Source organism: Cohnella sp. GCM10020058 (genome assembly GCF_042683485.1).
In the GTDB taxonomy this organism is placed as follows: domain Bacteria; phylum Bacillota; class Bacilli; order Paenibacillales; family Paenibacillaceae; genus Cohnella.
This window is the reverse complement of sequence record NZ_JBHUJV010000008.1, coordinates 601,204-623,083: the sequence shown is the minus strand read 5'-3', so window position 1 is coordinate 623,083 and position 21,880 is coordinate 601,204. Positions and strand designations below refer to the sequence as shown.

The following is a 21,880-nucleotide window of genomic DNA, read 5'->3' as shown; positions in this document are numbered from 1 at the left end:
CTTCTTCGGCAAGAGTTAAAGTCCCCCGCGGCATCGGCTGGCGAAGGCGGGGGACTTTTCGGAACAAACGGCTGTTACTTGCCTGCTTTCTTCTGGAAGGACGCTTCAAGCTCACTCAGAATCTGCGTGCCGCCCTGGGACTTCCACTTCTCCACGAAGTCGTCGAACTTGCCGATGTCGCCGCCCATGATGATCTGCGTGAAGACGGAGTCGCGCATCGTGTCGAGCTCTACCAGCTTGGCGACCTTGGTCGGCGAGTCGAGATAGTTGGACGCGTCGGTGATCTGGTATTGATTGTTGATCGCGACGTCGAGCGCCTGGGAGTGGCGGAGCGGGAGCGACTCGAGGTAGCGCGGCCAGCCCTTCAGGCCCGGTGCGAACAGATAGCTCTGGGTGGAACGGTAGTGGCCGTTCTTGTCCTGCTTGGTCGTCGGATCGACCGCGTCAGTCACGATTTCCATCTTGCCGTTCTCGACTTTGTAGTCTTCGCCTTCGATGCCCCAGACGGTCAGCATCTGGTTCTCCGGGGACAGGGATTCCTCGATGATGGACAGCACCTTCTTCGGGTCCTTCGTCTTCGCGCTGATCGCGGTCATCTGGGAGAACGGCGCGCCTGCCGGAGCGACCGCTTTGCCGTCCGCGCCGGTCAGCGAACCGGACAGCGACAAATACTTGAACGGCTCCTTGGATTGGTCGGGGAGTTTCTCGTTCGCGCCCAGCTTCTTGTTCTTGATCAGCTCGCTCGTCTCGACCTGCGTATCGTAATCGCTCGCCGTGGACCACCAGCCCATCCAGGAGAACAGCTTGCCGCTGTACAGCTTGGCGCGGAGCTGCTCTTCCTTGATCGTGGCGAACTCCTTGTCGATCAGGCCTTCCTTGTACATCTTTTGCAGGAACAACAGGGCGTCCTTCATTCTCGGATCGATGTCGTAGTTGCCGAACTTGCCGTCCGTCTCGGTAAAGTAGCCCGGCGTCACGCCGAACGCGCCGAAGATCTGATCGAAGGAGTTGTTGGCGAACTTCACCTGGCCGATCTGCGCCGTGTAGCCGCCCAGCGGGATGACGTCCGGGTGGTCCGCTTTGATCTTCTTCAGCAGGTTGTAGTACTCGTCGAGCGTCTTGGGGACCGAGGCGCCTGCCGCTTCCAGGTAGTCCTTGCGCATGACGAGGTCCCAGCGATAGCCGGCGCCCGGGCCGCCCTGATACGGAATGCCGTAGATTTTACCGTTCACCTTGGCCTGCTCGAACACCTCCGGCGGCACCTCGCGCATGATGTTCGGCGTATCCTGCTCGTTGATCAGGTCGGTCAGGTCGACGAAGGCGCCGAGCGGCGCGTACTTCTGGAAGTCGTCGGCGAAGTCGATCCGCACGACGTCGGGAATGTCCTCGCTCGACATCTTGAGGTTCAGCTTCGTCTTGTATTGCTGGACGTCGACCATCTCGGCGTCGATCTTGACGTTCAGCTTCTGCTCGATCGCCTGCTTGACGGCGTCGTTGTCCGGATCGTAAGGAACGGAGATATCCTGCGCCTTCAGCCACTTGAGCGTGTACGGCTCCGTCGACGCGCTGGCGGAAGGCGATGCGCTGGCGGATGAGGATGCGGCAGCCGTGGACGATGCCGGCGCTGATGCGCTCTCCGATGCGGCGCCGCTATCGCTGTTGCCGTTGCTGCAGCCCGCGACGGCGAGCGTGCCGGCCAGGACGGCGGATGCCAGGCCGATCGACTTTTTCTTTTTCTGATGAGACATGTTCAAGTGACCTCCTAATAATGAGCTGTATATTTACCCTTTGGGGGATAAACCGAAGTTAATGCTGCGTCGCGTCGCGCCTTGGCGGGCTTCCCTACCCTTTGACCGAGCCGACCATCATGCCCTGATCGAAATATCGCTGGATGAGCGGATAGATGATGAGCATCGGCAGCGCGACGATGACGATGGCGGCCATCTGGATGCCGACTGTCGGCGGCGGCGTGCGTCCCGCGGTCTCGAGCAGCTCGGGCGGCAGGCTGGAGCTCGCGATGATCGAGCGAAGCACGAGCTGCACCGGCGCTTTGTTCCAGTCGGAAACGTAGAGCATGGCGCTGAAGAAGTCGTTCCAGTAGACGACCATGTAGAGCAGGCCGACGGACGCGATGGCGGGCATCGACAGCGGGAGGATGATCTGCCGCAGGATGCGGAACTCCGAGGCCCCGTCGAGGGACGCCGACTCCCTCAAGCTCTCGGGAATGCTCTCGAAAAACGACTTCATGATGATCATGTTGAAGGCGCTGAACGCCATCACGAGGATGAGCACGTAGTTCGTGTTCAGCAGGCCGAGCTGCTGGATCGTAATGTAGGTGGGGATCATGCCGCCCTTGAACAGCATCGTGAACACGAAGATCAGGATGATGCCCTTGCGGCCCGGCAGCCTTTTCTCGGCCAGCGCGTAGGCGACGGTCGTCGTCAGGAACAGGGCGAGCAGCACGCCAGCGACCGTATTGCGGATCGTATTGCCGTAGGCGTGATAGATCAGCGAGCCTTTTTTCAGCAGGTAGGCGTAGTACTCGAAGCTGAAGGACGTCGGGAACAGGACCATGCCGTCCTTGGCGCTGAACTCGGAGTAGGGCGTGATCGACACGGTGATGACGTACCAGAACGGCAGCACGATCACCAGCGTGAGCAGCGTAAGAACGATATAGTTGGTCGTCGCAAAGGCGGACTCGCCTCTTGTGAGCTTCATCGGTTGTCTTCTTCCCTTCGTCAGAAAATGCCGGAATCGGGATCGATCCGCTTGGCGATGCGATTGGCGGCCAGCACCAGCGTCAGACCGATGACGCCTTTGATCACGTCGGCGGCGGCGGCCAGGCTCAGGTTGAACTGCTCGATGCCTATGCGGTAAATATAGGTGTCGAGGATGTCCCCCACTTCGAACACCATCGGATTGTACAGGTTGATGACCTGGTCCAATCCGGCGCTCATAACGAATCCGACTCTCAGAATGAAGATAACGATGATCGTGGAGGCGATGCCGGGCAACGTGACGTGCACAATCCGCTTGAAGCGCGTGGCGCCGTCGACGACTGCCGCTTCGTAAACTTCGGGGTTCAGACCGGCGATGGCGGCGATGTAGATGATGGCGGCCCAGCCCATCTCTTTCATGGCGTCGGTGACAACGAGGATCGTGCGGAAGTAAGCGGGCTGAACGAGCAGGTACGCGGGCGTGCCGCCGAAGAGGCTAATGACTTTGTTGATAATACCGGTCTCCGGGGACAGCAGCAGCGTGATGATGCCGCCGTAAACGACCCACGATACGAATCTCGGCAGGTAAACCGCGGTTTGCAGCGTCTTCTTGAACCAGCGCGTCCGGATCTCGTTGAGCGCGAGCGCCAGCAGGATCGGGGCGACGAAGCCGCTGATCATCTTGTACAGGCTGATGAGCAGCGTGTTCTTGAACGCGTGGACGAACATCTCCGATTCGAACAGCGCGCGGAAGTGCTTGAGCCCCGCCCAATGGCTGCCGGAGAAGCCTTGGATGACGTTGTAATCCATAAAGGCGATGCTGACGCCGTACAGCGGCAGGTAGTCGAAAACGAGCACCCACAGCAGCGCGGGAAGCAGCAGAACGTACAGCAGCTTGAACTTCCAGATGCGGCGGAACCTGGGCCCCGCCTGCGGCCTTGTTCGTTCCGTCTTGCCGGCGGTCTTGCCCGACGTCTCTCCGGCGGTCGTGCCGGGGGTTGCGAGCTCCATGCAGTAAGCCTCCTATCCTTTGCCCTGTCTCTCTGTGTGTAGCGCACCTCTGCTTTGAAAGTGCTTACAGTAGCCAGTTTATCGGATCGGGCCGGGCCGGAACACCGGAGCGAAGAACGATATACCCGGTGAAAAGTCGCATTGTCGCAGCTGCCTCTCGCCCACGTCTCGTCGGACGCTGCCAGTTGGACCCAGTATCCGGCCGGATTTCAAACTTCCCGCAAAATCTCTTATTTCCTCGTCAACGTCGCGTTGCCCGCCGGCGGCACGTTCACCAGATGGACTCCTGCACGCGGCGTCCAAGCGGCGTGCTCCACCGTTTTCCCCCGGCAATCCCGGATCTCCACGTCCCATTCGCCCTGCTCCGCGGCCGTCTCGACATACACGCCTTCGGCGCGCGTGCCGTTGACGAGGATGACCGTCTGCGGCAGTTCGCAGTGCAGCGGAACGAGGGTGCGCGGCTGATAGGCGGCGGCGATCAGCTTGGATGCGTGGGACGCGACGACGAGCGGATACAACAGTTCGGGCTGATACGGCTCCAGGTGTCCGTCCAGCAGGACGTCCCGGTGTTCCTTCCAGAAGGCGAGCAGGTAAGCGACCATCTCCGCATGCGCCGCCGGCAGGCGGTCGAGCCGTACGGATATTTGTGGCACCGCGAACAACACATTGATCAGCTGCAGCGCCGCGCTCTCGGCCGGCTCGTCGGGGTGCCACATGAGCATGTCGGCATGGGCGGCCGTCTCGCCGCACAGGAGACGAATATCCAGCGTCCGCAAGCGGTTCTCGACCGCGTCGTTCGGGCAGTCCGCCGCCCTGAACATATTGCCGTACTTACGCATATAAGGGCCTACGTAGGCCTGGCGGAACTCGATCATCACGTCCGGGTCGATCGCGGAGAGCCGGGCCATAATGTCCGACATGAGACGATCGACCGCCTCGGGCACGGAATCGAGGTCGCGTCCGTCCCCGAATGCGAGCTTGCGATCCGCGGGCAGGTTGAAGCTGTCGATGAAGTCGAGCTTGAAGCCGTCAAGCTTCCACTCGCGCATCGCCCGTTCGTAGATGCCGATCAAATATTCGCGCACCTCGGGGAACCGCGGGTCGACGATACCCCAGCCGCGCTCCTCGATCGTGTACAGCATTTTGCCGCCGAACCGCTCCCACGCCCTGCTGTGCACGCCGACGAACGGCACGGAATACCACAGCATGTACTTCATCCCCAGCGCATGAACGCGCTCGACATGGGCCGCCATGTCCGACATCTTCTCGGCGCAGGCCTCCCAGTCGCCGCAATACGCGTAGCCGCGCTCGTTATTCGCCGTCTGCCAGCCGTCGTCCGCGATCACCGTCCCGCAGCCCAGCGCGGCCGCCTCTCGGCACTGCGTCTCGATCGCCTCGGGCGTCAGATGTTGATGCAGGCTGTACCAGGTCGAATACATCGGCTCGCGCGCCGCCGGGGGCACCGGCGAAGGGGCGAGTCCTGGAAGCCCACTCCACCATCGCTGCACTTCGTTCAGGCTGTCATAGTAAGGCAGCTCGCGCAGGTCCACCCGCAGCGTCGCCTCATAGCGGTCCAGCGGGGCGCCCGGCTCCTCGAACAGCGACACCGAGCAGTGGAATTCGGCCGTCTCTTCATGGACGCCAGCCTTGCAGACGACCGGATTGAGCGTATCGGAAAAAGCAAACGTCATGCGGCTCCGTCCATCTCCGCCGAACAGGCAGACGACCGGCGCGGAGCTCGCGGCATTGCTGCGGTAGCCGGCAAACCAATCCGGCGACAGCCCGCGGTTCCGGTAGCCGTTCGGATGCCAGACGCCCTGGACGTCGACGATCGGCAGCGACCAGGACAACCGGATCGCCGGCGGGATTCCCGGGCGGTCCGCCGTTATTTTCAGATGCACGAGCTCAACGCCCGCCTCTTGGACCTCTACGGCAAACGAGGCGCTGAATGAGTCGTCTGCGCCGGATATACGGTATTGAAGGGTGCTTTCATGCTGCGATTGCTGCATAAGACAAAAAACCTCCGCCATGGATGAATGAGTTCATGAATGGAGCCGTCACGGCATTGCAGCATGCCGCCGACGCGCTGCGCATCGGCGGCATGCTGGCTCCGTTGTGAATCCGTTCCGGCACGCTGCGTCCTAGGACGTGCAAGCGGCGGATCGTTGCTGCATTACAACTACACGTTCGGCATGACCGTCACGTCGTCCACGAGCAGCTGCACGGGCGTCGTGCCCGCACCCTTGACCGAGAATCCGATGCCGCCTGCGGTCAGCGAAGCGTCGGTGAACGTTGTCACCGTCACGCCGTCGATCGACAGTTTGAACGCGCTGCCGTCGACCCTGATCTCATACGCATGATGCGCCGTCATATCGAAGCCCGGGAGAGCCGTGCCGATATTGACCGTCGTCCCGACTTGGGCCGGCGTCGAAGAATTCGCATACTTCCACAGCTCCACGGTGTTCGTATTCTTGAACTCCATAAAGTAATAGTTTGTGCTCGAGGAATACCGGAACAGCGCCCGGAACCGGTCGGACTCGGCTCCGAAGGAGATCGTGTAGTTTTGCGCGCTGTACGGAAGCGCGGACGTCTTGGTCACGGCCCGCTGCGGTCCGGTCGACGTCGTCGTGCCCTTCAGCGCCGCCGACGCGCCGCTGCCTTGGATCTCCCAGGCCGTGCTGCCGAACAGATCCCAATTGCCGAGTCCTCCCGCGAAGGTATCCGCGAACAGCGGCTCGGCGGTAACGGTCACCGTGGCGGTCGCCGTAAAGGATCCGTCCTCCGTCGTCGCGGTAATAACGGCCGTGCCAGGCGCGACGCCCGTCACCGTGCCGCTTGCGCCGACCGTGGCGATGGACGGGGAGCTCGAGCTCCACAGCACCTTCTTGTTCGATGCGTTCGCGGGAGTGACGACCGCGGTCAGCGCGGCGGTTTTCCCGGCCCCCACCGACAGAGACGAGGCGCTGAGCGCTACCCCTGCGACCGGTACTTGCACGGTCGGATCGTCGGCAGTGACCGTCCAGCCGGCGAAGTCGTAAGTCAGTCTCTCGTTGCCTTCCGTCGCGATAAACGTCGTGCTGCCGCGCTCCTGCTGCAGCCACGGCGTGTCGAACAGCTTAAACGACGCATAATCGATCGGCTGGCCGTTCACCTTGTGCGTGCCTGCATAAGCACCGGAGGCCAAGTCGAAGGCGATGTCCATCGTGTCGCCGCTCAGATTCGTATAAATGAGGCGCGGATTGGCCTCGTCGATATGCGTGCTGTCGACCGTCGTGCCCGTCAGAATGGCATTTTTGAAGGCGGCGAAGTCCGTGTATTCCGAAAGTCCCGCCGTCTCCAGCACCCAGCCGTTTTTGTCGGCCTGACTGCGCAGGATGTTGTAGCTGTAGAACAGCTGCGCGGTCGGATGAAGCTGCGTCGTCGTCTTGACTTTATTGGACAGATCGGTCGGCGACTGCGTATACCAGGCGTACGGCTTGATCATTTTAAATGCGAAATACATCTGGTCCGTCTTGCTGAACACCCAACCGCTCTGTTCTTCCTTAGCCAGGATCGACCCCGTATCCGGGAACATGGCGTTCAAATAATTGTCGGTCGCGCCCGGTCCGCTCAGCGATTTGTAGACGCCCACCGCCGTCTTGCCGTCCTGCATGATCCGATGGTTCTCCGGCTGATCGTAGTTGCCGATGGGACTGTTGCCTTGGTCGGCGTTCACCCGGAACAGACCGTTCGGCTTGTCGGACTGCCAGCGCAGCACCGCCTGCATGTTTTCGATCCAGTTGTCGACCCGGTTATACGTCACTTCGGTCGCGAGGCCCCAGGTCGGCTTCACGTAAGCCTGACGGAACACCTTCATATTGCGCCCGCTGGAGTTTTGCAGATTCGTCTTGCGGGACTCGTAATCCTTGTCGGTCTTCTGCCCGATCCGGACCGCCATCGCGGGCGGCGTATAGCTCATCGAAGGCGCGAGCACCATGCCCACGTATTCCAGGAACGGCCGATAGGCTGCCGGCACGCCCGCGTCCGTATCGCCGAAGCCCTGCTGGGCGCGATGCGCGCCGAAGTACATCCAGGACAGCAGCGTATGGTCCGCGCCTCTCCAGGTCGGATCGTTGGCGGAGCTGCCGTCCCCTTTGGACCGGCTCGTGCTGGAGACGAAGATGCCGTCGATCCAGTCGTTCGCCCACTCGAACCACATGACGTCCATCGCCATCTTGACCTTTTGCTTAAAGTCGGGTTCGTCCGTATATTGATAGAGCGCATTCAGGCAAAAATAAGTCATGAACGTGTACTCCGGACTCTCGTACTCCGCCCAGCCTCCGCGGACCGCCGCATCGAGCATTTCCTCGATGTTGGCCCGGTTCGCGCTCTTCAGGGCCGCGCCGGACGCGCCGTTCAAGTCGACGACGTCGGGCAGGAGCTGGCCGACCAGATAGCCCGCCGTATAGTTGCTCATCCGCAGATTCTCGGTCTGCGGCAGCTTCGCGTACGCATATCCCGCGAAGTAGCTTTTCACGTGGCTAATCATCGTGCTGTCCATCTTATCTCCGGCGAGCAGGTACGCGTACATTTTGCTCACCGTCTTGTATTGCTCCCAGTCGTACGTCTGGAACATCGTGTCCAGCTTCTGCAGGTTGACCGCGACGTTCTGATTGTCGACGAGCTGCGCCGCAATCTGCGCGATGTTGGTCACGCCGCCCATTTCCGACATCGACTTGGTCTTGTTCCACAGCCATTGCTTGCGCGTCTCGACCGTGCCCGGGAACGGCGCGTAATTGCTGTCCGCCGGCGGAACCTCGCCCACCGCGACATGGTCGAACTTCGTCGTGCTGAGCCTGTTGACGTCGTGGCTCGTCAACGCCAGGCCGAAGTACACCGTCTGCGGCAAATTGACGGATTCCCGCTTGACGAGATTCCAAGTGATCCCGTCGGACGATTCGTAGCCGCTGATGATGTTGCCGACGCGCGTCAGCTTCACCCAATAAGGCGCCGGAGACTTGGTGCCGGACGTCAGCACGGTGGCTCCTCCCTGCGTCAGGCGATCCTCGAAAATGACCCCGTTCGTCGGCGACACCGCCATCAACGCATGCGGGGATTGACTCGTTATATTGGCCCTGATCATGACGCCCGCCTTGGTCCAGGCGACGGTGTTGGTCATCTCGCCCACGCGCGCCACGATCTGGCCGTCGCCCGTCCACGGCCGGTATACGTAGTGGAACGCGTCGTCCGTACCCCAGATGTCTGCCCCCGAGGCTTTTACCGTAAACGTGCCGTCGGCCGCCGCATAGCTCGCGCTGCCCGCTACGTTGACGGTGCCGACATCGCGGTCGCCGAACGGCTCCGGCAATCCCGACGCGGACGGGTTGGTCGTTACCGCCAGCGCAGCGCTCTGGGTTGATGCGTTGCCGGCCGCGTCACGCGCCTTGACCGTGTATTGATAGGTCTTGTTCGGCGTCAGGCCGACGGCGCTGTAGCTCGTTACGGTTCCGGGCGCGGAGCCTGCGAGCTGGCCGTCCTGATAAACGTCGTAGCGGTTCACGCCGACGTTGTCCGTCGAAGCCGTCCACGAGAGATTCACGCTCGTGTCCGTCTTGGCGGCGGTCAGCCCGGTCGGCGCCGTCGGCGCCTCGGTGTCCAGGCCGGCCTCGTGCGTCGCCTCGTACAAGGCCAGATCGTCGACGACGATGGCTTCGTCCGTACCGCCCGTGTTGACCCGGACGCCGAAGGCGATCTTGAGCGAGCTGACGAGCCGCTGACCGCCGTTCGGCACGATCTGGAACCGGTAGGATGCGATATCGTGATCGTTGATCGTCTTCAATTCGTTCGGCGTCGTATTGAGATAAGCCGCCGTTCCCGTGATCGTTTGCTTGTCGGGCACCGGGAACCGGGGGACCAGGACGTTGTCGTAGTTGCCGAATTGCAGCTGGCTGTAAATGTCCGCATTGACCGGCTTGTCGCTCGCCGCGCTGCGCCGGAGCCGGTATTCGTATACGAACTCGACCGGCTCGGTCCCGGTCGGCAGCGAGTAGATCGCGTTGATCCGCGATAGAAGCGCTCCGCTCGACAGTTGATAATAAAAGTAGCTGCCGGCGTTCGAGCCCAGCGAAGCATCGCGAAACTCGACCGCATAATTGCCGGCCGTCTGGACCACGGTCTGCGAGCTGCCCGGAATGTTTGTATCATAGGTAAACGGGCTGATGCCGCTGTCGAATCCTGTGTCCATATCTTGGCTCAGCCAATTGACCAGCACTTCTTCGCCGCTTGCCGCTGCCTTCCCGGCCGGCCAATATCCGAATGCCAGCGTGCAGAGCAGCAGCCAGCAGACGGCTTTTTGAGTCATGGTCATTCCGTTCGTTCTCGCGTTCATTCTCACGTTCATTTTCGGTTAACCTCCTCGTTATAGGTGCTACCGATCGCCGTAGAAAGCGCTTACTATTTGTTGCCCTCGAGGAGCTCTCCTTGCACGCCCTTGGCTGTGCTTATGCTGCCGTCACAGCGGAACGCTAAGGCTGCTCCACGCGCACGTTTAACCAGAACCGCCGCTCCTCCAGCGGCTCCAGCGAAATGCAGTTGCCGTGGCGGATGCAATCCGCGATATCCGAGTACCACGATGTCGACGGTTCGAGTGCCACTGCGTAGATATCGTCGTCGTTGCTCGACCAGTAACGAAGACAGGGGAACGCACGATGGTCCCATTCGAGCAGCAGCTTCACGTTCAGCGTCGGCTGATAGATGCCTGCGATTCCCTCTTCGAGATCCTTAAGCGGCATGTAGCAAGCTTCGCCGTCCGGCGCAGGCGGATCCACCGCCCGCAAATCCTTCTTGTTCCCGCTGGGCAAGCTTGCCGACTCGACCGGTTCCTCGAAGCTTGAAGGCGGCGCTTCCCGCTCCAGCTCGTAGTTAAGGACGTTAAAGGCTCTGCTCCCCTTCGGCAAAATCACCTGTGCGGTCTCTCCGACCAGCGGGGCGCCGAACGCCGGATGATGCGTCCAAATGAAATGAACCGCGTCAAGCCCGACGTTGACGACCCGTTCCGCGATACGCAGAACGCGTTCGCCGGCGGCCAGCGAGATCGTCTTCTCCACAGCCACCGGCGTGTACGGCAGCGTCAGCCGGCAGCGCAGCGTCACGCGCGAACCGCCTTCGTTCTCCAAGACATAGTCCCAAGGTACGCCTGCCGACTCTCCCTCCCGGTCGGAACCGACCGCCTGCCGACCGCCGTCGAAGGAAGCCCGGTTCGGCAGGATCTCCTGCCATCCGCCGGGATAGCCTTCGGCGTAATGCATCAGCCTGTTTCCCCTCAAATCCCTCCCTTCAAAGCTCGACAAGCCCGCCCGCGTCTTCATCAACAGCTGTAAATTCATCGGCTTGTAAGTCAGCTCCCAAATATCGGTGCCCTTGCCTACCAGGACTATGGCGCTCAGCCATTCGTTCTCGAGCCTCACCCCCTCGATGCCGTTTACCGAGACGACTGACGCCGCGCAGGAACCTCCCATGCGGCTAAGCCTCCTCCGCGCCGATCGCGCCCATCAAGTCATTCGAGCCGCCCAAGTCATTCGCGAAGGCACGCTCCAGCACGCGCACGCCGCAGCCCTCCAGCAAGATGCGTCCGCCTGCCGTCGTTCCGTCGACTGCATCCGCCCACAACCGTTCCCCCGGTTCCGTCGGCAAGTCGACCTCTACCGTCTCGGCGCGATGGTTCAACAGAAAAAGGAAACGCCGATCCCCTTGGTCCCGATAGACCGCCTCGACGCCCGCGGGCGTCTCCTTCAGCATAGAGACAGCCCCCGCCTGCGAGCAGATGCCGAGCAGCAGCTCGCCGATGAATCCATCTCCTGGTTCCGTGGATACATAATAAGCTTCGCCGCTGCCGTAGCGGTTGCGCGTGACGGCCGGCTGCCCGGCGTAATAATCCTCCAAGTACACGGCGAGCGCTTCCGCTCCGTTCAAGCGCACGACTTCGCCCCATTTGCGCGTCTCGTAATCCCGCGCACTGTCTGTCCCCCATTCTGCCGCCCCCTCCGAAGTCCAAGCGATCCGGTTCGACATATCGGGCTCCAGCGCGTCGTTCTCCTCGATGACGATACCGAACACATCCTCGATCGGCCGCAGGTACCCGCCGTAAGATACGACGTCGTACCCGTCGACCATGCCGCTGAAGTAGCTCGCCACCAGCATGCCGCCCTGCTCGACATATGCCCGAAGCCGCTCCGGCACCCCTTCCTCGAACATGTACAGCATCGGCGCAACGACGACCGCATACCCGCCGAGATCCGACAGCGGATGTACAACATCCACCGGGATATTGGCCTCGTACAGCGGTCTGTAGTAAGCCGTCGCCGCGTCCCGGTACGCGATATCGCGGCTGCCCTTGTTCCAGTCGACCAGCCAGTTCAGCGTCACGTCGTAGAGCACTGCGACCTTAGCGGCTCTTCCCCGACCGGAACCTTGACCAGTCCCCTGCCCCGCTCCTGCAACCCCGCCAAGTCTGCGCAGCTCCTCCCCGAGCCCGCGAACTTCGAAGAAAATCCGATTGTCGGCCTCCGTCCCGTGGCTGACGAGCGCGCTGTGGAACTTCTCCACGCCCCCGCGGCTCTGGCGGAACTGGAAGAACATGATCGCATCCGCGCCCCGCGCCAGCGCTTGATAGCTCTGCAGCCGCATGACGCCAGGACGCTTTGCCGGATTGTACGGCTTCCAGTTCACGCCGCTCGTCGCCTGCTCCATGAGCAGGAACGGCTGACGCTTCAAGCCGCGGAAATAATCGTGCTGGAACGCCGCCCAGACAGCCGCGTCTTTGCGCGGCGGGTACGAATCCCAGGAGACAACGTCCAGATGAGGCGCCCAATCGTGATGGATCTGGCCAAGGAAGTCGAGCGAATAAAAGTTAGTCGTAACCGGAACGTGCGGCGACACGCGGACGATCTCTTCCTTTTCCGCCAAGAAGCACGCCAGATTGCTGTCCGACAGGAAGCGCCGGTAGTCCAGGCTGACGCTCGTATGCGACATGCCCCCGAGCGGCGGCGCGATCTGCGCCCAGTCCGTTCGCCGCAGGCTCCACTGGTTGAGCTGCCAGGCTTCGTTCAGCCGCTCGAGCGTGCCGTACCGATGCCGTAGCCACTCGCGGAACGCCTCCGCGCAATAATCGCAGTAGCACTCGACGATATATTCGTTGTTAATGTGCCACAGCGCCAGATTGCCCCGCCCGACGTAGCGCTCCGCCAGCGCCCGCGCGATCTTGCGAATCTCGCGGCGGTACAGCGGATGATTGGGACAGTAGGCCTGCCGGCTCCAATGCGCGACGCGCCTGCCGTCCTCCCCGACCTTGAGCACCGTCGGATCCTGCTGCGCCATCCAGGCCGGCGGCGCGGCCGTCGGTGTGGCGAGCACGACGCTTATGCCGCCTTGCTCAAGCTTGTCGAACGCCGCGTCCAACCGCGCGAAGTCGTAGCGGTCCGGCTCCGGCTGAATCGAGCTCCAGCCGAACACGTTCAGCGTGACCGTATTGACGCCGGCTTCGCACATCAGCGCAAGATCTCGCTCCAGCATCTCCTCCGGCCACTGCTCGGGATTGTAATCCCCGCCGTACATCAAACGGGGTCTAGCGTCGATCTTTTCCATGCGCCGATCTCCTCTGCTCAAATGCGGAGGGCATCCGGTGCGAGATGCTGCCGAATGCCCTGCTATCGAATGCCCGCGTGCTCAATGCTACTTGTCGACTGCATCCGTTTCAGCTTGCGCCGATGCGAGTCCGAACCTTCCTACTTCTGCGCCAGGAAGGCGTCGATCTGCTTCTGCAGCTCGACCTGGATCTTCTTGGCGTTGGCCGCGCCTTCCTTCTTCAGCGACGCCCACGTGCTGTCCGGATCGGTCACGCCGTCGAACAGCGAGTTGTAGTACTTGGCCTCCGTCGCGTTGTAGAGCGAGATCTCGTTCATGACCGGCGTCGGATCGAACGAGAAGCCGGTGAGGATGCTCGGCGTCAGGTTGGCGGCGTCCTTGTTGAACTGGTAGTGCTTGATCGTCTCTTCGTCGAAGCCGGCGTTCAGGCGGTCGGTCGTCGGATTCCAGACCCAGGCGTACGGGAAATATGAGTAATCGGTGCCGATCTGCTTGTACTGGTCGTCGCCGACCGCTTCATAGTTTTTGCCTTCAATGCCGTAGGCGAGCAGGTCGTAATTTTCCTTCTGCGCGGTCCAGTTGAGGAACATCATGGCGCGCTCTTTGTTTTTGCTGACCTTCGGAATCGCCTGGAAGTTTGCCTGCTTGAAGTTGGTGATATTCGCACCCTTCTCCATCTTGACGAAGGTAACCGGCTCCAGCTCCGCGCCGGGGACGTTTTTGGCGAGCGCCGTGTTCAGGCTGGAAGGCACGCCGAATTCGTTGTATACGGCTGCGCCGACCTTGCCGGAATTGATGACCGAATCGATGTCCTTGAGCGCCAGCACGTCCGGATGGATCAGACCGTCCGTGTACAGCTTCCTGGCGTCCTGGATCCAGGACCAGATCGTGGGCTCCATTTCGTCGAACAGGTTGTAAACCTTGCCGTCGTTGTTCTTGTAGTAGAGCACGAGGCTCTGACCGAGCGCGTCGGAACGGATGAACTGCGGATACTCCATGTATTCCCGAAATGCGCCCCAGGCTTGGTCAGTCGAGGCGCCCTGGCCGTAAGCGAGCAGCGGGATGACGTCCTTTTCGTTTTCCTTGACTTTATAAGCGTATTGAATCAGTTCGTCGTAGGTCTTGATCGGCTGCAGTCCGTACTTCTCGCGCAGGTCCTTGCGGACGAGATACGTCCGGCCGGCCAGGTGCGTGTTGCCGAGCGGCAGGCCGTAGATCTTGCCCTGGAACTTGTTGGCGTCGAACATCTGCTGCGAGCGGACCTTGATCGCGTCCTGCCCGTACTGCTGCAGCAGATCGTCCATCGGCTCGTAGTAACCCGCGCTGATCATCTGCTCCATATGCAGCCACGGGGCGTCGAAAATCAAGTCGACATTTTCGCCGGATGCGAGCATGACCTGCGTCTTCTGCGCGAGATCCGACCAAGGCACGAACACCAGGTCGAGCTTGACGTTGATATTGTCGGCCATGCGCTTCTCGGCTTCCTTGATAACGGTGTCCATATCCGCGGGCCGGTCGCCCGGCATGACGATCTTGAGCGTCACCGGATCCAGCTTGGTCGCCTTGCTCCCTTCGGATGCGGCAGCGGAAGAGGCCGGGGCGGTGGACGAAGCGCTGCCGGCGCCCCCCGCATTCGATTCGTTCGATTTGGAGCTGCAGCCGGCGAGCGTAGCCGCGAAGGCCGAAGCGATCATGAGCGCGGTCAGGCTTTTTCTAGTTTTCATTCTGTGACCTCCTAGAGTGGTGTGATCTATTCTCAACCGGATGGCTCCGAATCAAGACTAACCTTTCAGCGCGCCGATTGTAATGCCCTTGACGAAATATCGCTGAATAAACGGATACAGCAGGAAGATCGGGCCGATCGTGACGCATACGGTCGCCAGCTGGACGCTGTAGGTCGGCAGCGGCTGTCCGTAGTTCGTCTGGCTGCCGCCGACGTAAGCGCCGATGTTGATGTTGGAGATGAGCTGGCGGATCATGATCTGCAGCGGATGCAGCTTGTAATCGTCGATGAACAGAAGCGCGAGGAAAAAGTCGTTCCAGTATTGCAGCGCGTAGAACAGGCCCACGGTCGCGATGACCGGCTTCGAGATCGGCAGGATAATGCCGAAGAAGATGCGCAGATCGTTCGCGCCGTCCACCGTCGCGGCTTCGTTGATCTCATAGGGCAGCGTCCGGAAAAACGACACCATGATGAAGGCGAAGAAAGGGTTGAGCAGGTACGGCAGTATGAGCGCCCAGAGCGTATCTTTCAGATGGAGCCAGTTGGCGATCAGGATGTAGAAGCCGACCAGGCCCGCGCCGAAAATCATCGTAAAGTAAGTCAGGAAGGACAGCACGCTGCGGTACTTTACTTTCGGATGCGCGAGCACGTAAGCGTACATCGCCGTGATCAGTACGGCGAGCACGGTGCCGGCCACCGTGACCGTCGTCGAAACCATGTAGCTGCTGGCCACCTGCTTGCCGCGGAACAGAAATTCGTAGGCCCCGGTGGAGAAAATCTTGGGGATCAGCTGGTAGCCGTGCCGCTTGATCGCGGACTCGTCGGCGAACGAATTGATCGCTACGATCCAGAAGGGCAGCAGGCAGACGAGTGCGAACAGTCCGGTGAAGACGTAGATGAAGCCCACGAACGCCCTTTCCGAGGGTGAGCGGTCCGCCTTGATCTTCGTGAACTTGCCGGCCCGACCGAGTTTGCCGGATTGCGCTTGGGTGATGGAGCTTTCCATGCGTGAATGCCGCCTTTCTATTAGAAAAATCCGGAATCTAAAATAAGCTGGAGTCTTTGTCGATTCGTCTGGCGATAGCGTTAAAAATCACGATCGTCACGAGCCCCATCACGGACTGGTACATGATGATGGCCGAGGACTTGCTGAAGTCGCCCAGCTGTCGCAGCGCCCGGTACGAATACGTATCGATGACATCCGTCGTCGGATAGAGCGGCGCCGTATCGCCGACGATGCCGTAGATCATGCCGAAGTCGCCGTAGAAGATCCGTCCGACGCCGAGCAGCGCCAGCACGATCAGCACGTTGCGGATGAGCGGAATGGTAATATGGATGATCTGCTGGAACCTTGTCGCCCCGTCGATCTTCGCGCTCTCGTAATATTCGCCCGAGATGCCCGTGATCGCCGCGAGGAAAATAATCGAGTAGTAGCCGGCGAATTTCCATACATAGATGAACGTCAGCACGCCCGGCCAGATGCCCGGCTTCAGATACCAGTTCTGCGGATCCATCCCGTTGTCGATCAGCAAGCGGTTCAGGATGCCGTCCGTCGTATTAAGGAAAGCAAACGTCATCATGCTGACGACCAGCCACGAGATGAAGTAAGGCAGGAAAATGAGCGACTGCGCGATCTTTTTGTAAAGCCGGCTATGAATCTCGTTCAGGAAAATGGCCAGAAGCAGCGCGATCCCGAGACCGCAGACGATGAACAATCCATTCAGGAACACCGTGTTGAATGTCACCTTGTACCAGTCGCTGCTCATGAAGAAAAACTTGAAATTGTCGAACCCGACCCACTCGCTCCCCCATAGTCCGTCGGCGAGCCTGTATTTTTTGAACGCGATCAGGTGGCCCGCCATGGGTACGTAGGCGAATACGATCAGGAACAACAGACCGGGCAGCGCCAATACGTATAAATATTTGTTGCGTACGATTTCTCTCACGATCGGCACTTGGTACACCGTCTCCTCTCTTGCTGGCTGCGTTTGATTGGCGATGTCCCAAGCTTAGGTCCAGCCCGAACGGTCTGTATAGTTCTAGTTGAGGAAATGGGGCGGAAGCGGCGTTCTATATGCGGAAAAAGCCCGCGGCGGCGCGGGTTGCGTCAAGGTACTGAATCCGGAAATCGGGTTCGCAAACGGGAAATACCGCGGAAAACAGGGCTAAATTTCTCCCCTCTGCCCCCTTCGGCCTGCCGGTCCCCGCTCGTGTCGCCCATCGTGCTGCTTCCGACCGCAGATCGTCCGATCATTCGAGAGGAACCGTTACACATCCGCTTCAACTCGCCAACCTGCCCAATCATCCCACAGCCATTCGGATGAGCCGGCCTAACGCCTGCCCGCGTCGTTCCTTCGCCATAAAGCCTGCAAATATACATCTAATTTTGGCGATGCCGACCCTTTCGAGAAGAAAAGATGCAAAAGCGCATGTATTTTCTTCCATCAGCCCGATTTCAGGCTTGTGAATTGCATTTACCTGCACATTTGCAGGTATTTCATCACGTGCTGTTGATCGGCAGAAAATACATGTACAAACGCAGTTTTTTTCGACCCGCCCTACGTCCGATAAGCCCAATCCCCTGGACTTCATGTCAAAAACCGCTGTTCAAGTCATTCACATGACTTGAAGAGCGGCTCGCTGCTTACCCGTTCGCTTTAACTTGCTTATGTCACCTATGTCCTTGTGGGAAACGCGACGCTCCCCGGACATTCCACTTTACATCTATGTCTCGCATCTACGCCTTACTCGCTTTGCCTTGCCCAAAATCGCTTCCCCTTGCTCCTATGCCCCCGCCGTGTCCCTGTACTGACTCGGCGTCAATCCCGTCGCCTTCTTGAAAATCGTGAAGAAGTGGCTCTTCGTCTGGAAGCCCGCGCGCTCCCCGATGTCCGTGACCGTCCAGTCCGTCGTCGCCAGCAGCTCCTTGACCTTGGCGATTCGCTCCTGCAGGATGTATTCGGACAACGTCACGTCCAGCGACTCCTTGAACAGCTGCCTTACGTGCCGGGAGGAGAGCGAGACGTGCTCGGCGATCTCCTCGATCGTGAGCATCGGATCGTGCAGGTGGTTGCGCACGTAGTCCACGATATCCCTCACGATCTCGTCCCGCCGGCTCGCTCCCTTCTTGCTGCTCAGCTCCTCGACAATGACGAGCAGCTCGCGCTCGAGCCATGCCCGTACGCCTGCCAGCGTATCGAACGATTCGAGGATACTCTCGATTCCCTCGATCGATGCGACCGACGGCAGCTTGTTGAACGCCTTGAACAGCGTATACAGCATGAGCGACAGCTGGATCTTGCTCTGCGCATAGTGCATCGTCTGCATGTGGGCGAACAAGCGGTCCAGCCCTGCGGCGGCTTCGTCGGGCTTGCCCATCCGCACGTTTTTAATAAGCTCGTCTAGCAGTTGATCGTCCGGCAAGGGCTGCACGCTGCGCATATAATTTTCAAAATCGCGTTCTAAATAGATTTTATCCTCGCCGGAAACGAACTTGAGCATCGTCAGCTCAAGGATATGCTGGTATGCGGCCCGAATATCGTCGCCGAACGCACGCGCCTCGCTGACGGCGACGGTCACGCGGATTTGCGTCCACCGGTCGATCTGCGCCTTGGCCTCCCCGAGCAGTTCCGTCAAGCGCTCCATCGACATTCCGTCTCCGGAGAGCAGCAGGACGACATGGTCGCTCCCCAGATCGACCGACTCGGCGCCTCCGTTCCGCCGCAGGATCTCCTCCGCGATGTTGCCCATCGCGTACTTCATCAGTTTCCGCGAGGCAAATTCGTACTTCTCCTGGAACGCGCTGTAGCCGTCGATGCGGATCACGCCGATATACAGGTTCCCGTACGCGAACAGCCCCGAGTGCTCCCGCAAATACTGCTCGACAGGCGGAATCAGCTTACCCTGAAGAATCCACTGACGCAGGTATTCCGACTTGATGACGTCCCGGTGCTCGCGCATCGAAGAGTCCAGCTCCACCATCCGGCTCTCCAGCATCTCGATGCCGTACCGGATGACGCTGTGCTCGGCCAGCGGACCCTCGTCCTGCCTGCGCTGCAGCGACGGTCCGAGCTTGGTCTCCAACTGGCTCGCCAACTGGGAGAACGGCTTGTAGGTACGCCTCGAATTCCAGAACAGAATGCCAAGAAGCAGCGCCACCAGTCCCGCCAGCACAACCATCAGCTTGGTGCGGAACGCGTAAAAGTCCGCATTGATTCCTTCCAGCTTGGCCATCTGATAAAGGGTCCAGCCCTGCGGCTCGATCCTGGCGTACTGTACGGACCACGATTCCTTTTCGAATCGCTGCTTGAAGCTGCCGGAAGCGCCGGAAGCGCGAATCGCGAGCTCCTTGTACAGCCCCTCGCTCGATCCGGACACCTCCGCCGCTCCCGACGCGTTACCCTTTTCATCCGGGCCGAGCATCAGCCGCCCTTCCTCGTCGAGCATAAAGGAGATAAACCCCGCCCCCTTGTTTTCCTTGAGCAAATACTGCTTCATCAGCGCGTCGTCGAGCAGCAGCACCAAATAACCGTACGAGGGCTGGCCCGACGGCACGGTGGGGATCATCAGCGCCAGCGAACGCGTACCGGACGTACGATGAACGAAAAAGCGCTGGTAAGCCTTGGCCGGCGTCTTCGCAAGCCGCAAAATGTCCTGATCGTCAAAATCGGCGAACGAAGTAATGCCGTATGCGATGTCGATCACGTGCTCGGTACGCATATTGAGCAGGTACGCGTTTTTCAGAAAAGGCTCGGTCGTCCTGTACTTGGCCGCCGCCGCGATCGCCTCGATCTCGTGACCCTGCGTCTCCGCATCGGCCGTCATCCAAGCCTGCACGCTTTTGTCGGCGTACATGGTGAAGCCGTAGGCGATCATTTTATCGAGGATGAACGCTGCATTGTCCCGGGAATGCGTAATCTCGGTCTTGTTCACCTTGTCGATCTGGTTTAATGCAAAAATCGAAAACTGCCGAGTCATAAAAAACACGACGGGCACGGAGACGAGGACGAACAGCAGGCACGAGCCCAGGAAAATGCGGATATGCGTCCTTCTCGGCATAAGCTTCTTCATCGACGTTATTCTCCCCGCGCGCTGGTAAATTCATCTTGCCAATGAACCCATGTTCTTTTAGAACATTATCGCATGAAAAACAAACATTACAATCCCCCTAAAAGTCATCCTTCCACGCAAAAAAAGACTCCACTCCGCGCATGCCGTAGTGCAGTCCGTGTCCAATAAAGCTGTCAGCCTTATTGTCGAATAAAACGAAGATGCCACCGCAGGAATAGCAGGCCGATAACATAAACGACTAACGAGTAATACAACGACCACCCTTTATACACCAGGTACCCCGTCTTTAGCGACAGCCATTCGAAAAAGAGAGCCGCGGCGACGGCCGTTGCGGCGCTGGAATAGGCAAACCAATTTCCGGCATGCATGGCATCACCTCGGATTCGATGTCGATTACTTCGTTTTCGCCAACCCCAGTGCCTTGTGGTCCCACAAGATGTCGGCCACGATCGCGGCCTTGTCCGCTTCGCAACTTACGACCAGAATGACGTCCCCGCTTTTGCCCTTCGACAGCGCAGTCCGTCTTTTCCGGCGCTTCCTCAGATAGAGGAACCCGTTGATCGCCACGCCTAGAACGAACCCGGCAACTGCCCCGATAATCCCCCAAATGACCGGCCCCCAGGCCCAGACGAACCCTTTACTCGCCCCGACCGTAGCGAACATAAAAGCGAGAACCATACCTTTGTCCAAGAAGGACAAGCCGTCCGCGCGGTGCAGGCTGTCCATCAGCCGCGGCTCTTCCTTGCGCAAGTCGAGCGGCACTGCGTAGATTGAAGAGACGCCGTGCGCCTCGAGCTCCGTAATGGCAATCTCTAGCAGGGTCGAGTAATCGAACGTCGCGAATATTTGCATCAGTCCACTTTGCTCCCGATCGTTAATATGACGCCTGGCGGCTGGTAGTTTCGAACGAGGTGGCTTTTTAAGGAAAGGTCGAAAAGCTTATTGTTTTCTACCGTGGTGACATAAGCGTCGTAGATCGTAAAAAAGTAAAAGGAGGGAACGTACAGCAGCCACTGGGCGTCCATTGCCTCCTTGGACGACCGGAGATCGCCCAGAATCAGGTCGTGAATGGCGAGAATAATATGGGACTCGCGTACGAGCACGATCGTACTTATCAGAATAAAGGTAGCGAGCACAATGCGATGAAGGTAAAGCTGTCCGACGCTCGGTATGCCGATCGACCAGATGACTGCGATCCATGGCTTGCGCTTGTCGAGATAATTGACTTCGAGCGCGCCGATGCTGAATTCGCTGAACCTCGCGTTTTCCCTGCGCGCCAACACGTACACTTTGTTCATATCTACCGCCGTACGATAGCTGTCCCAGATCGCAAACAAATAGACCGGGATATACAGGGACATGAACCTGGGGTCCAGCGCGTCTCGCGCCGCTTGGAACTCGCCGTTGAACGAATGGACGATGGCGAGATTCAAGTGAATTTTCTGGTTGATATAAAACTCCCATAAGACGAGCAAGTATCCCCGGATGTACTTATTCAGCAGCAGATGACCGAAGCCGGGGAACGCCATCGACCAAGATGCGATTGTATACGGATTGCGCTTGTGAATCTGCGTCGTCCCGAACATGCTGACAAAGGCGAGATAGCGCCTTGCGCGAAAGGGATCGGAAAAGTTATTCATCGGTTCACCCCGAATTTCATGTCCGACTTTAGGCGAAAGACGCGCGCCGCAACCGCGCGGTTGTAGATTGTCCCTGGGCAGGATAAATTATCCGCAGC

The 21,880-nt window shown here is 59.6% G+C and carries 13 protein-coding genes; all 13 read right to left on the bottom strand.

Annotated elements, in window-relative coordinates:
- Positions 1–74: 74 nt before the first annotated feature.
- Positions 75–1,748 (bottom strand): extracellular solute-binding protein, encoded by a 1,674-nt coding sequence (locus tag ACFSR7_RS14990; RefSeq protein ID WP_378162810.1) that lies wholly within the window; start codon positions 1,746–1,748, stop codon positions 75–77.
- Between the two features lie 94 nt (positions 1,749–1,842).
- The gene (locus ACFSR7_RS14985; protein WP_378162808.1) at positions 1,843–2,718 is read right to left on the bottom strand and encodes a carbohydrate ABC transporter permease; all 876 of its coding nucleotides are present in this window, start codon (positions 2,716–2,718) and stop codon (positions 1,843–1,845) included.
- A gap of 20 nt (positions 2,719–2,738) precedes the next feature.
- Entirely contained in the window at positions 2,739–3,728 is a 990-nt protein-coding gene (locus ACFSR7_RS14980) for an ABC transporter permease (RefSeq protein ID WP_378162806.1), read from the bottom strand.
- Between the two features lie 230 nt (positions 3,729–3,958).
- Positions 3,959–5,737 carry a glycoside hydrolase family 36 protein gene (locus tag ACFSR7_RS14975; RefSeq protein ID WP_378162804.1) on the bottom strand — a complete coding sequence of 593 codons (1,779 nt, stop codon included), beginning with the start codon at positions 5,735–5,737 and terminating at the stop codon, positions 3,959–3,961.
- Between the two features lie 170 nt (positions 5,738–5,907).
- Positions 5,908–10,107, bottom strand: coding sequence for an Ig-like domain-containing protein (locus ACFSR7_RS14970; protein WP_378162802.1), 4,200 nt, complete (start codon positions 10,105–10,107; stop codon positions 5,908–5,910).
- A 124-nt stretch (positions 10,108–10,231) separates the two neighbouring features.
- Positions 10,232–11,224 (bottom strand): DUF4432 family protein, encoded by a 993-nt coding sequence (locus tag ACFSR7_RS14965; protein ID WP_378162800.1) that lies wholly within the window; start codon positions 11,222–11,224, stop codon positions 10,232–10,234.
- A gap of 4 nt (positions 11,225–11,228) precedes the next feature.
- Entirely contained in the window at positions 11,229–13,349 is a 2,121-nt protein-coding gene (locus tag ACFSR7_RS14960; protein ID WP_378162799.1) for a beta-galactosidase, read from the bottom strand.
- Positions 13,350–13,489: 140 nt separating this feature from the next.
- On the bottom strand, positions 13,490–15,073 hold the full coding sequence (locus tag ACFSR7_RS14955; RefSeq protein WP_378162797.1) for an extracellular solute-binding protein: 1,584 nt from the start codon (positions 15,071–15,073) through the stop codon (positions 13,490–13,492).
- Positions 15,074–15,130: 57 nt separating this feature from the next.
- Complete coding sequence (locus ACFSR7_RS14950) at positions 15,131–16,078, bottom strand: carbohydrate ABC transporter permease (RefSeq protein WP_378162795.1); 948 nt, start codon at positions 16,076–16,078, stop codon at positions 15,131–15,133.
- A gap of 37 nt (positions 16,079–16,115) precedes the next feature.
- The gene (locus tag ACFSR7_RS14945; RefSeq protein WP_177244178.1) at positions 16,116–17,027 is read right to left on the bottom strand and encodes an ABC transporter permease; all 912 of its coding nucleotides are present in this window, start codon (positions 17,025–17,027) and stop codon (positions 16,116–16,118) included.
- Positions 17,028–17,856: 829 nt separating this feature from the next.
- Complete coding sequence (locus tag ACFSR7_RS14940; RefSeq protein WP_378162793.1) at positions 17,857–20,142, bottom strand: helix-turn-helix domain-containing protein; 2,286 nt, start codon at positions 20,140–20,142, stop codon at positions 17,857–17,859.
- A 393-nt stretch (positions 20,143–20,535) separates the two neighbouring features.
- Positions 20,536–20,994, bottom strand: a complete 459-nt coding sequence (locus ACFSR7_RS14935) for a hypothetical protein (RefSeq protein ID WP_378162791.1) — start codon at positions 20,992–20,994, stop codon at positions 20,536–20,538.
- Positions 20,994–21,782, bottom strand: a complete 789-nt coding sequence (locus ACFSR7_RS14930; protein WP_378162789.1) for a hypothetical protein — start codon at positions 21,780–21,782, stop codon at positions 20,994–20,996. Before ACFSR7_RS14930 ends, ACFSR7_RS14935 begins: the two co-directional genes overlap by 1 nt.
- Positions 21,783–21,880 lie beyond the last annotated feature (98 nt).